Below are 11823 nucleotides of genomic sequence, written 5' to 3' on the forward strand. Positions count from 1 at the left end.
GTTCCCAAGGAAGGAAGATGCGTATTTGGGCCAAGTTGAGGGGCAGGCCCGCAAAGGGAACGGGCGCGAGGGGGTCCCCCGCGCCCGCGCCACGGATCAGGGCGTCACTGGGCGGCCAGCGCCACGTCGGTGACGGCGGTGGTCCAGGCCCCCTCGGGCACCGCGTTGATGACCGGGGCCGAGCCGCCGGCCATCAGCGTCGCCACCGTCCGCTCGTAGGCGGCGGGATCGAGAGCGCCGGTGGAATCGCCGATGAGCTTGGCGACCTCGCCCATCATGCGGGTCTGGTGCTCGATGGTCTGGGCGCCGGTCTCGTCGTTGTCGAGGACGATCTGGGCCGCCTCCTCGGGGTTCTCCTCGGCCCATTGCCAGCCGCGCATCGAGGCGCGCACGAAGCGGGCCATCCGGTCCACGAAGGCCGGGTCCGCGAGGCTCTCCTCCAGCACGTAAAGACCGTCCTCCAGGGTGGCGACGCCCTGGTCCTCGTACTTGAAGTTCACCAGCTCCTCGGGCGTCACGCCGGCGTCGATGACCTGCCAGTATTCGTTGTAGGTCATGGTCGAGATGCAGTCCGCCTGCCGCTGGATCAGCGGATCGACGTTGAAGCCCTGCTTCAGCACCTCGACCCCATCCGCGTCCTTGCCGTCCGTCTGCAACCCGAGCTGCGACATCCACGACAGGAACGGATACTCGTTCCCCGAGAACCAGACGCCCAGCGTATGGTTCGCGAAGTCGGCCGGCGCCGCGATCCCCGAATCCGCCCAGCAGGTGAGCTGCATCCCCGAGGCCTGGAACGGCTGCGCGATGTTCACCAGCGGCACGCCGGCCTCGCGCGCGGCCAGCGCGCTCGGCATCCAGTCCACCACCACGTCGGCCCCGCCCCCGGCGATCACCTGCGTCGGCGCGATGTCCGGCCCGCCCGGCAGGATGGTGACGTCGAGGTTCTCCTCCCCGTAGAACCCCTGATCCAGGGCCACGTAGTAGCCCGCGAACTGGGCCTGCGTGACCCATTTCAGTTGCAGCGTCACGGCGTCCTGCGCGACGACCGGAGCCCCGAGCGCGCCCAGCGCCGTGGCGAGAAGCAGTTTCTTCATGGTGGTTCCCCTGTTGGTTTTCTTCAGGTCCGCTGCGAGGGGTGCCAGAAGGTCGCCCCCCGCTCGACAAGCGTGATGATGCCGTAGACGGCGCTGCCCGCAAGGGCCCCCACAAGGATCGCCGCCCACACCATATCCAGTTGCAGCGCCCCGTTCGCGGTCGATATGCGGAAGCCGATCCCCTGGGTGGGCGAGCCGAAGAACTCGGCCACGATCGCCCCGATCATCGCCAGCGTCGCCGCGATCTTGAGCCCGTTGAACACGAAGGGCAGCGCGGCCGGCACCCGCAGCTTTCCCAGCGTCGCCCAGTAGCCCGCGCCATAGGTCCGCATCAGGTCGCGCTGCATCTGGGTCGTGTCCGCAAGCCCCGCCACCGCGTTCACCAGCATGGGGAAGAACACCATCAGCACGACGACCGCCGCCTTGGACTGCCAGCCGAAGCCGAACCACATCACCATGATCGGCGCGACCCCGATGATGGGCAGCGCCGCCATGAAGCTCCCCACCGGCAGAAGCCCCCGCCGCAGCGCGTCGAAGCGGTCCACCAGCACCGCCACCGCCAGCGCCGCCGCGACCCCGATCGCCAGCCCCGAGAACGCCCCCTTCAGGATCGTCTGCACGAAATCGCCCCACAGGACCGGCAGGTTCCCCGCGAAGGTCGCGCCGATCCGGCTCGGCGGTGGCAGGATCGCCGGCGGCACGTCCAGCCCCCGCACCAGCAGCTCCCAGCACAGCAGGATCGTCGCCCCGAAGATCAGCGGCACCGCGACCCGCACCGCGCGCAGCCGCTCCCGGCCCCCGCGCGTCAGCCAGCCGTTCAGCGCCCAGCCCCCGACCCAGACGGCGACCGCCAGCAGCACCAGCGTCATGCCGCCCCTCCCATCGCCCGCAGCGTCCGCCGCTCCAGCCAGCCCACCAGTCCCACGAGCCCCGCCGCCAGCACCGCCGCCATGAGGAGCGCCGCCCAGATCTGCACCGTCTGGCCGTAATAGCTCCCCGCCAGCATCCGCGCGCCCAGGCCCCCGCGCTGCACCGGCAGCTCGCCCACGATGGTCCCCACCAGCGCCGCCGCGATGGCGACCTTCAGCGACGCGAACAGGTAGGGCACCGACGCCGGCAGCCGCAGCTTCCGCAAGGTGTCCCCCGTCCCCGCGTTCCAGGTGTGCATCTGATCGAGCTGCATCCGGTCCGGCGCGCGCAGCCCCTTCACCATGCCCACCACCACCGGGAAGAACGAGAGATACGCCGAGATCACCGCCTTCGGCAGCAGCCCCTGCACCCCGACCGAGTTCAGCACCACGACGATCATCGGCGCCAGCGCAACGATGGGCACCGTCTGGCTGATGACCGCCCAGGGCATCACGCTCATGTCCATGGCCCGGTTGTGGACGATCCCGATGGCCAGCAGCACCCCCGCCGCCGTCCCGATCAGGAACCCCACCACCGTCGCCCCCAGCGTGATCCCGGCATGGGTAATCAGCGAGCGGTTCGAGAACTCGCCCGTCTGCACGAACCCGCGCCGTCCGAAGACCTCCTCGCCGACCGTGCTTTGCCACAGCTCGACCGCCACCTGATGCGGCACGGGCAGGCGCGGCCGCTCCTGCGACCAGCCCGCCATCGCGACGCCAGGGTTGCGCGCGACCAGAGCCAACGCCGACCGCTCCTGCCGCTCGGCCGCCGTGCCGCCCCAGACCTGCGCGCCGCCGCGCTCGGCCTGCGTCAGCACCTCGCGGACGTTCATGGGGATGGCCGCGACATACCAGACCACCAGGATCGCCAGCACCACCCACAGCACGGGAAGCACCGACCGCCTCATGCCCGTACCTCCTGCGGCCAAGCGATCAGCACGACCGCCACGACCCCCAGCGCCATCCCGGCAAGCTGGAGCCCGGAGGGCCGCTCCCCGAACCAGGTGAAGGCCAAGATCGAGATGAGAACGAGCTGCGCCACCGAGGAGATGGAGATGGCGAGCGCCAGCCCCCCCTCGCGCATCAGCCGGACCATCATGACGTTGCCGACGCAGAACAGCGCCAAAGCCCCCAGCAGCGTCGGCAGATGGGACGAGGCCGCGTAGGTCCGCAGCACCGCGTTGGCGAGGACGAAGACGACCATGGCCCCGCCCAGCCAGAGAAGCGACCCCGCGCTCATACCTCGATGTGCCCCGCCCGCAGCCCCTCGCGCACCCGGTGGGCGACGGCCAGGAACTCGGGACTCTCGCGGATGTCCAGGGGACGCTCCCTCGGCAGCGGCGAATCGATGATGTCCGTGATCCGCCCCGGTCGCGGCGACATGACGACGATCTTGGTGCTCAGATACACCGCCTCGGGGATCGAGTGCGTCACGAACAGCGTCGTCTTCCCCGTCCGCGCCCAAAGCCCCAGAAGCTCCTCGTTCAGCCGGTCCCGCACGATCTCGTCCAAGGCGCCGAAGGGCTCGTCCATCAGCAGGATGTCGGCGTCGAACGCCAGCGCGCGGGCGATCGACGCCCGCTGCTGCATCCCGCCCGACAATTGCCAGGGATATTTCCGCCCGAACCCCGCGAGGTCCACGAGCCGCAGCACCCGGTCCACCCGCGCGTCCTGCTCCGCCCTCGGGAACCCCATGATCTCCAGTGGCAGGCGGATGTTCCCGGCGATGGTCCGCCACGGGTAAAGCCCCGCCGCCTGGAACACGTAGCCGTAGGCCCGCGCCTTCCGCGCCGCGTCCGGGTCCATCCCGTTCACCGTCAGCCGCCCCGAGCTGGGCGTCTCCAGCGCCGCCACGCAGCGCAGCAGCGTGGTCTTGCCGCAGCCCGATGGTCCGATGAACGACACGAACTCGCCCTTGGCGACCGACAGGGACACGTCCCTCAGCGCCTGCACCGGCCCGTCGGCGGTCTGGAAGACGAGGTTGACGCCTTGCGCCTCGATGACGGGGCCGGCGGTTCGTGAGAGACTGGCGGCGTTCGCCATCTGGGCGCTTCCATCGGGGGACATGACCAATGACCTCATGCCAGAAGATACGGCCCGGCGCGACGGCCTACGCGGGCAAGCAGGGCTTCGACTACGTCGAGGGCATCTCGCGCGAGAGCATGGGATCGCGGGCCATCTGCATGATGCTCCTGACGATCCCGCCGGGCGGCCGCGCCCACGCCCACAAGCACGCCACCCACGAGACCGCCATCTATGTCCTGTCGGGCGTCACCATGATGGCCTGGGGCGACCGGCTGGAGAACGTCATGGAGATCGCGGCGGGTGAGATGCTCTACATCCCCGCCGACATGCCGCACCTCCCCTGGAACCCCGGCCCAGAGCCCGCCGTCGCCGTCATCGCCCGCACCGACCCGCACGAGCAGGAGAGCGTCGTCCTCCTGCCCGATCTGGAATCGCTGGTCGCATGACTTTTCTTCGCCAGGCCCCGCGCCGTTAACCGAATCGCAACGCCCGCCTGCTAGAAAGGACGCAAGCCGGGCCGAATCGCGCGCCCGGTTCCGAAGGTCTCGACCCGACTCGCGCGGGCCGATCCCTTCGGATCGAACCCCGGCGGCCCCGGCTGCTTCCACCCTCAACCTCAACGCAGACCCGGCCCGCCCGCGCGGCCCGCGCCGTCCGTCCCCAGGACCGACGCGGATCATCGGGCGCCCCCCGCCAGAAGGCGGGCGGGACGGCCAGGACCCAGAACCACGCGCCCGCACCACCAACGCAACCACAGGCCGGAGGGCCGCCAACGAACGGGAGGACGGACCGATGCAGACCGACGCGACGACCACGCTCCCGACCGGGGGCCTCACCACCACCGCTCCGCGCGCGGCCCCCGACCTCACGAACGGCGCGAGCCGGACGACCTCGCCGCTGCGCCGTCTCGACCTCATTCCCTCAGACCCCGCTCGCCGGGACGCCGGTCCGCGTCACGGGACGCGGCGCGGTCAGCTCCTTCCAGGTGCTCAGCGCCCGGTTGACGGGCGTATTCGCCTCGCGCGCCACGAACTCGCCATGCCCCTCGCGGGCACGGATCTCGCCGTCATGCACGGCGACGTAGCCGCGCGTCAGCGTGAAGCGCGGCAGGCCCTTCACCTCCTGCCCCTCGAACACGTTGTAGTCGATGGCCGACTGCTGCGCCCCGGCGGTGATCGTCTTGGACTTCTCGGGGTCCAGGACGATCAGGTCGGCGTCCGCGCCGACGCGCACCGCGCCCTTGCGCGGGTAGCATCCCAAAATCTTGGCGATGTTGGTGCTCGTCACCGCGACGAACTCGTTCGGCGTCAGCCGCCCCGTCGCGACGCCGTGCGTCCAGAGCATCGGCATACGGTCCTCCAGGCCCCCCGTCCCGTTCGGGATCTTGGTGAAGTCCCCCAGGCCGAACCGCTTCTGCGCGGTCGTGAAGGCGCAATGGTCGGTGGCCACGACGGACAGCGACCCGGATTGCAGCCCGGCCCAGAGCGAATCCTGATGCCGCTTGTCCCGGAACGGCGGCGACATGACCCGTCGCGCGGCGTGATCCCAGTCCGGGTGGCGATACTCGCTATCATCGAGCGTCAGGTGCTGGATCAGCGGCTCGCCCCAGACCCGCTTGCCCTGTTGGCGGGCGCGGCGGATGGCCTCGTGCGCCTCCTCGCAGGACACGTGCACGACATAGAGAGGCACCCCCGCCATGTCAGCGATCATGATGGCGCGGTTGGTGGCCTCCCCCTCGACTTGGGGCGGCCGGGAATAGGCGTGCGCCTCGGGTCCGGTGTTGCCTTCCTCCAGCAGCTTGCGCTGCAGCTCGGCCACCACGTCGCCGTTCTCGGCGTGGACCAAGGCCGTGCCCCCCAGCTCGCCCAGCCGGCGGAACGACGCGAACATCTCGTCGTCGTTCACCATCAGCGCGCCCTTGTAGGCCATGAAGTGCTTGAAGGTGGTGATCCCCTGGCCGATCACGGCGGGCATGTCGTTCCAGACCTGCTCCCCCCACCAGGTCACGGCCATGTGGAAGGAATAGTCGCAGGTCGCGCGGCCCGCCTTGTTGTGCCACATCCGAAGCCCGTCGAGCAGCGGCTGACCCTGCCCCGGCAGCACGAAGTCCACGACCATCGTGGTCCCGCCCGCCAGCGCGGCGCGGGTGCCGCTCTCGAAGTCATCGCTCGAATAGGTGCCCATGAAGGGCATCTCCAGGTGCGTGTGCGGGTCGATGCCGCCGGGCATGACGTAGCAGCCCGTGGCGTCGAGCACCTCGTCGCCCTTGAGGCCAGGGCCGATGCCAGCGATGCGCCCGCCCTCGATCAGGACATCGGCCGGATAGGTGAGGTCATGCGTGACGACCGTGCCGCCCTTGATGACTGTGCTGGCCATGCGTTCCTGTCTCCCTGGTCTTGGCCTTGGGGCCTGTTCTTGGTGTCCCGGTCAGGCCGGGTTCGGCGGCGCGATCGGCGCGGGCGGCGTGATGTTGCCCGGCACCAGCGGCGGCGCGGTGTCGGGGCCGAGGCCGCCCCCGTCCAGCGGCACGGGCGGGGTGACGGTCGGGGTGACGGGCGGGGTGACGGGCGGGGCCACCGTAGCGACCGGCGTGCCGTCGCAGACCGGGTTCCCGGCGGCATCCTCAAGCGGGTAGCCCGAGGGCGGCACCGTCACCTCGACCGAGACGAGATAGCAGCCGTCGCCGTTCCGCACGACGACCGACTGCGGCACGCCGGGCGGCAGGGCGGCCACGACCTGCGGCGGCAAGGGCGGCGGAGCCTCGGGCTCGGCCTCGGGGCGGGCGAAGATGCCGCCGAGACCGCCGGGAAGGCTCCCCCCCTCGGGCGCGGGAGCCGCGCAGGCGGCGAGCAGGGGCAGGAGAAGCAGGGGCAGGCGTTTCATCGGGGCTCCGCAGGCTGGGTCAGGGCCGAGCCTAGCGCGGCCCCGTCCCGAGCGGGAGGCACCAGAGCATGATTTTCCGCCGTTCAAGCCACGACCTCGGCCGCCTCAAGGACCGCATGAAGGAGCACGTCCGTGCCCTTGGCGGCCCCGTCCTGGGTGATCTCCTCCGCCTCGTTGTGGGACAGGCCGTCCTTGCAGGGGCACATAATCATCACGGTCGGCGCGACGCGGTTGATCCAGCAGGCGTCGTGCCCCGCCCCCGACACGATGTCGCGGCGGGAGTAGCCGAGCGCGTCCGCCGCCCGCCGCACGCTGTCGGCGAGGCCTGCATCGAAGGTCACGGGGTCGAAGTGCCCCACCGGCTCGATCTCGATTCCAAGTCCCAGCTCGGCCGCGATCCTCGGCGCCTCGGCCTCGATGACCGCGCGCATGGAGTCGAGCTTGGCCTGCTCGGGCGAGCGGATGTCGATGGTGAACACCGCCCGGCCGGGGATCACGTTGCGCGAGTTCGGCCAGACATTCGCCTGCCCCACCGCGCCGACGGCGTCGGGCTGGTGGTCCATGGCGACGCGGTGCACGAGTTCCATGATCCGCGCCATGCCAAGGCCCGCATTGACCCGCATCGCCATCGGCGTCGATCCCGTGTGCGCCTCGCGCCCGGTCAGCCGCACCTCCAGCCACCAGAGCCCCTGCCCGTGGGTGACGACGCCGATCTCCTTGCCCTCGGCCTCGAGGATCGGCCCCTGCTCGATGTGCAGCTCGAACATGGCGTGGATCCTGCGGCTCCCCACCGGCTCGTCCCCGACGAAGCCGATGCGGCTCAACTCGTCCCCGAACCGCTTGCCGTCGGCGTCCACGCGGTCATAGGCGTAGTCCTGCGTGTGCAGCCCCGCGAAGACGCCCGAAGCCAGCATGGCGGGGGCGAAGCGCGTCCCTTCCTCGTTGGTCCAGTTGGTCAGGACGATGGGCCGCCGCGTCGTGATCCCGGCGTCGTTCAGCGTCCGCAGCACCTCCAGCCCGCCCAGCACCCCCAGCACCCCGTCGTACTTCCCGCCGGTGGGCTGGGTGTCGAGGTGCGAGCCCATGTAGACCGGGTCGAGCCCCGGCTCCGCGCCCTCGCGCCGGGCGAACATGTTGCCCATGGTGTCGAGGCCCATGGTGCAGTCGGCCGCCTCGCACCAGCGCTGGAACAGCCGTCGCCCCTCGGCGTCGGCGTCGGTCAGGGTCTGGCGGTTGTTGCCACCGGCGACGCCCGGCCCGACCTTCGCCATCTCCATGAGGCTGCCCCACAGCCGTTGGCCCGAGATCCTCAGGTTGGCCCTAGTGGCGGGCATGACGCGGTCTCCCTGTCCTTGGACCTTTCCGGGCGGAACGGCCGCCCCGGTCGGCCTCTATTTGACCAATCGGTCAAAGGCACGCTAGCAAAGGCGGAACCCCAGTCAAGGTTCTTGCGCGGAGGCCGGGCATCTGCTTGGAAACCGGGCACTTGGTTGGGCGGATGCCAGCGGATCGCTCAAAGGCAGGATATCGATGGACGGCACCCCGGAATCCGCGCGACCGCCCGCCGGCCGCACCCGCATCCAGGAACGGAATCGCGCCGCCATCCTCGAGGCGGGGCTCGCGGTGTTCTCCTCGCTCGGCTTCTCGGGCGCGACGCTGGACCGGATCGCGCGCGAGGCGAAGCTCTCCAAGCCGAACCTCCTCTACTACTTCCCCTCCAAGGAGGCCGTGCACCTGGCCCTCCTCGAGAACCTCCTCGACGCCTGGCTCGCCCCCCTGCGCGCACTGGACCCGGAGGGCGAGCCGGTGGAGGAGGTGCTGGCCTACGTGCGCCGCAAGCTGGACCTCGCGCGCGACTTCCCGCGCGAGAGCCGGCTCTTCGCCAACGAGGTGCTGCGCGGCGCGCCCCACCTCTCGGGCGTGCTCGGCGGGGATCTGGCGCAACTTGTGGCAGAGAAGTCCGCCCTCCTCGACCGCTGGATGGACGAAGGGCGGCTCGCGCGGCTGCCGTCCAAGCACCTTGTCTTCTCCATCTGGGCGCTGACACAGCACTACGCCGACTTCGAGACGCAGGTGCGCGCCGTGCTGGGCGAGGGCCACGATCCCTTCGCCGAGGCCGGGGAGTTCCTCGACACCCTGTTCCGCCGCCTTCTGGCTCCTTGAACCCCCAGGAACCCCGCCGACCTTCGCCGCATTGCAGAGCACGAAGCCGCGCTATAATCAGTCGCGGATGCGCGGCAGGCTCCCGGGATGGCAATGAGCGACAGCGACAGACCTGACGCGGGGGCCACCGGCCCCGCCGTGCCGCGCGGCGAGGGGCAGAGCATGGGCGAGGCGCTGTCGGCGGCCCACACGCCCTCGGACCTGCCCACCCCCGGCCAGCACGGCACCGGAAGCCTCGCCGCCCTCACAATGGGCGCGATCGGGGTCGTCTACGGCGACATCGGCACCTCGCCCCTCTACGCGATGCGCGAGTCGCTGCACGCCGCCTCTCGCGACGGCCTCACGGACGCGGACGTGATCGGGGTGATCTCGCTCCTGATCTGGACGCTCGTCCTGATCGTCACCTTCAAGTATGTCGTCCTGATCCTGCGCGCCGACAACCGCGGCGAGGGGGGCACCCTGTCGCTGGTGGCCCTGGTCCAGGGCGCGCTCGACCGGCGGCCGGTCTGGCTCCTGGGCCTCGGGATGGTCGGCGTCTCGCTCTTCTTCGGCGACGCGATCATCACGCCCGCGATGTCCGTGCTCTCGGCGGTCGAGGGGATGCGGCTCGTGACCCCCGCCTTCACCCCCTACGTCGTGCCGATCACGCTGGCCATCATCACCGGCCTCTTCGTGGTGCAGCGCTGGGGCACCGGGGCGGTGTCGGTGCTGTTCGGGCCGATCATGGCGGCGTGGTTCCTCATCATGGGGCTCCTGGGCCTCATGCACATCGACGACGACTGGTCGATCCTGCGGGCGCTGAACCCCGGCTACGCGGCGGGCTTCGTGGTGGCGAACGGCCTCGCCTCGCTGCTGGTCCTGGGCTCGGTCTTCCTGTCGGTCACCGGGGCCGAGGCGCTCTATGCCGACCTCGGCCACTTCGGGCGGCGGCCGATCCGGGTGGCCTGGGTGGCGCTGGTCTGGCCGGCGCTGACGCTGTCCTATCTGGGGCAGGGCGCGCTGGTGCTGTCCCACCCCGAGACCGCCAGCAACCCGTTCTTCCTGATGGCGCCGGACTGGGCGCTGCTGCCGCTGGTGATCCTCGCCACCGCCGCCACCGTGATCGCGAGCCAGGCCGTGATCTCGGGCGCCTTCTCCATGGTCAAGCAGGCGGTCCGCATGGGCCTCCTGCCCCGGCTGGAGATCCTGCACACCTCCGAATCGCAGGAAGGCCAGATCTACCTGCCGCGCGTGAACGCCGTCCTCGCCGTGGGCGTCATCATCCTGGTCCTGGTCTTCGAGTCCTCCTCGAACCTCGCCGCCGCCTACGGCATCGCGGTAACGGGCGACATGGTCATCACCACGATCCTCGCCACCTTCGTCATGCTGCGGGCCTGGCGCTGGAATCCGGCGCTGGTCTCGGCGATCATCGTGCCCATCCTCGCGATCGAGGCGATCTTCCTGGGCGCCAACATCCTCAAGATCCCCGATGGCGGCTGGGTGCCGATCCTCATGTCGGTGGCGATGATCCTGCTCATGTACACATGGGTGCGCGGCACGCGGCACGTCCAGGCGCAGGCGCGGCGCGGAGCCACCTCCATCGAGTCGCTGATCGAGATGCTGGCCAAGTCGAGCCGGCTCAAGGAGGTGCCGGGGACGGCGATCTTCCTGACCTCGGACCCCGACATCGCGCCGGCGGCGCTGATGCACAACATCAAGCACAACCACGTCCTGCACGAGCGCAACATCATCGTCTGCGTGAGCGTGGCGACCCGGCCCTTCGTGCCCGACGCCGACCGGGTGCGGATCATCAGGCTGTCCGAGCGGTTCAGCCGCGTGGACCTGTGCTTCGGCTACATGGAGGAGACGAACGTGCCCCGCGCGCTGGCGCTGGCCCGCAAGCAGGGCGAGAAGTTCGACATCATGTCCACCTCGTTCTTCCTGAACCGGCGCACCTTCCGGCCGTCCAAGACCCAGGGGCTGCCGGGCTGGCAGGAATCGCTGTTCATCGCCATGACCAAGTCGGCGGCCAATGCCACCGACTTCTACCGCATCCCGACGAACCGGGTGATCGAGCTGGGGCAGCAGATCATCATCTGAGAAGGGGCTTCGCCCCTCGCCGCTGGCGCGGCTCACCCCAGGATATTTGGAGCCGAAGAAGGCGTGACGGGACCTCCCGTGAGGGGGCCGTGGGCGGGCGCGTGCACGACGCGCGGCGGCTGGGTCTTTGCGGGGCCGCGCTGGCGTCGTCCGACGCGGGCGGGGCTCCTCCCAGGGGGACGACGGCCGCATGGCGTCCCTTCAATCAGCAGCGCCCCCGCGGCAAGGATGAGTCCGAACGCGCGAGAGGTATTCTAGTCGCGCAGGCGGTCCTTGGGGCGTCGTGTGGGGGAGAATCGCACGAGGGAGTTAACGGGTGGTGTGAGTAACGAACGCTCAGGGGGCACTTCGCGCAACACCCCCGCCTAGATCGCGCAACACCCTCCGATGGGGCAGGCGTAGGGTGCGCTTCAGCGCACCACCCACCGGCGCGACGATGGTGCGCTGAAGCGCACCCTACGCAGGCGGACCTGCAGGGCGGGGTTCACCCCGCCACCCGGCGGGACGAACGCCGCCCTACGGGGCGGCGCGCCTTGGTGTTTCTCTAGCTTTGAATATCTCAAGGGGGCTTCCGAATGAAGCTGCCCCCGAACTGACCGGACAGGGTCTCCCACTTCCCTAAGGGGTAGGAGTACTGTTCACATCATGACTGGTCACATCCCACGGCCCGA

The 11823-nt window shown here is 70.1% G+C and carries 11 protein-coding genes; 3 read left to right on the forward strand and 8 right to left on the reverse strand.

The annotated features are described in order from the left end of the window. Positions 1-104: 104 nt before the first annotated feature. Genes J2Z33_RS04250 through J2Z33_RS04270 form a run of 5 tightly spaced genes read right to left on the reverse strand, consistent with a single transcriptional unit; the run spans position 105 to position 4045 of the window. Positions 105-1094 (reverse strand): ABC transporter substrate-binding protein, encoded by a 990-nt coding sequence (locus J2Z33_RS04250; protein WP_209838187.1) that lies wholly within the window; start codon positions 1092-1094, stop codon positions 105-107. Between the two features lie 23 nt (positions 1095-1117). Beyond that, positions 1118-1963, reverse strand: a complete 846-nt coding sequence (locus tag J2Z33_RS04255) for an ABC transporter permease (RefSeq protein WP_209838189.1) — start codon at positions 1961-1963, stop codon at positions 1118-1120. Continuing rightward, on the reverse strand, positions 1960-2910 hold the full coding sequence (locus J2Z33_RS04260) for an ABC transporter permease (RefSeq protein WP_209838191.1): 951 nt from the start codon (positions 2908-2910) through the stop codon (positions 1960-1962). Before J2Z33_RS04260 ends, J2Z33_RS04255 begins: the two co-directional genes overlap by 4 nt. Then, positions 2907-3242 (reverse strand): hypothetical protein, encoded by a 336-nt coding sequence (locus J2Z33_RS04265; RefSeq protein WP_209838193.1) that lies wholly within the window; start codon positions 3240-3242, stop codon positions 2907-2909. Before J2Z33_RS04265 ends, J2Z33_RS04260 begins: the two co-directional genes overlap by 4 nt. After that, on the reverse strand, positions 3239-4045 hold the full coding sequence (locus J2Z33_RS04270) for an ABC transporter ATP-binding protein (protein ID WP_209838195.1): 807 nt from the start codon (positions 4043-4045) through the stop codon (positions 3239-3241). Before J2Z33_RS04270 ends, J2Z33_RS04265 begins: the two co-directional genes overlap by 4 nt. 29 nt (positions 4046-4074) lie before the next feature. Between J2Z33_RS04270 and J2Z33_RS04275 the strand changes: the two genes are divergently transcribed. Beyond that, on the forward strand, positions 4075-4473 hold the full coding sequence (locus J2Z33_RS04275) for a cupin domain-containing protein (RefSeq protein WP_209838197.1): 399 nt from the start codon (positions 4075-4077) through the stop codon (positions 4471-4473). Positions 4474-4948: 475 nt separating this feature from the next. On the opposite strand, the gene hydA is transcribed toward J2Z33_RS04275, so the two are convergent. The 3 genes from hydA to J2Z33_RS04290 all read right to left on the reverse strand — a co-directional run bounded on the left by hydA (position 4949) and on the right by J2Z33_RS04290 (position 8244). Next, entirely contained in the window at positions 4949-6403 is a 1455-nt protein-coding gene (gene hydA / locus J2Z33_RS04280; RefSeq protein WP_209838200.1) for a dihydropyrimidinase, read from the reverse strand. A gap of 51 nt (positions 6404-6454) precedes the next feature. Then, entirely contained in the window at positions 6455-6910 is a 456-nt protein-coding gene (locus J2Z33_RS04285; RefSeq protein WP_209838202.1) for a hypothetical protein, read from the reverse strand. A gap of 83 nt (positions 6911-6993) precedes the next feature. Continuing rightward, positions 6994-8244, reverse strand: a complete 1251-nt coding sequence (locus J2Z33_RS04290; protein ID WP_209838204.1) for a Zn-dependent hydrolase — start codon at positions 8242-8244, stop codon at positions 6994-6996. 196 nt (positions 8245-8440) lie between these two features. Here J2Z33_RS04290 and J2Z33_RS04295 point away from each other — a divergent pair, with 196 nt between their 5' ends. Then, positions 8441-9073 (forward strand): TetR family transcriptional regulator C-terminal domain-containing protein, encoded by a 633-nt coding sequence (locus J2Z33_RS04295; RefSeq protein WP_209838206.1) that lies wholly within the window; start codon positions 8441-8443, stop codon positions 9071-9073. Between the two features lie 93 nt (positions 9074-9166). Next, on the forward strand, positions 9167-11152 hold the full coding sequence (locus J2Z33_RS04300; protein ID WP_245218523.1) for a potassium transporter Kup: 1986 nt from the start codon (positions 9167-9169) through the stop codon (positions 11150-11152). Positions 11153-11823 lie beyond the last annotated feature (671 nt).

Origin of the sequence: Rubellimicrobium aerolatum (assembly GCF_017872975.1) — a bacterium.
Taxonomy (GTDB): domain Bacteria; phylum Pseudomonadota; class Alphaproteobacteria; order Rhodobacterales; family Rhodobacteraceae; genus Rubellimicrobium; species Rubellimicrobium aerolatum.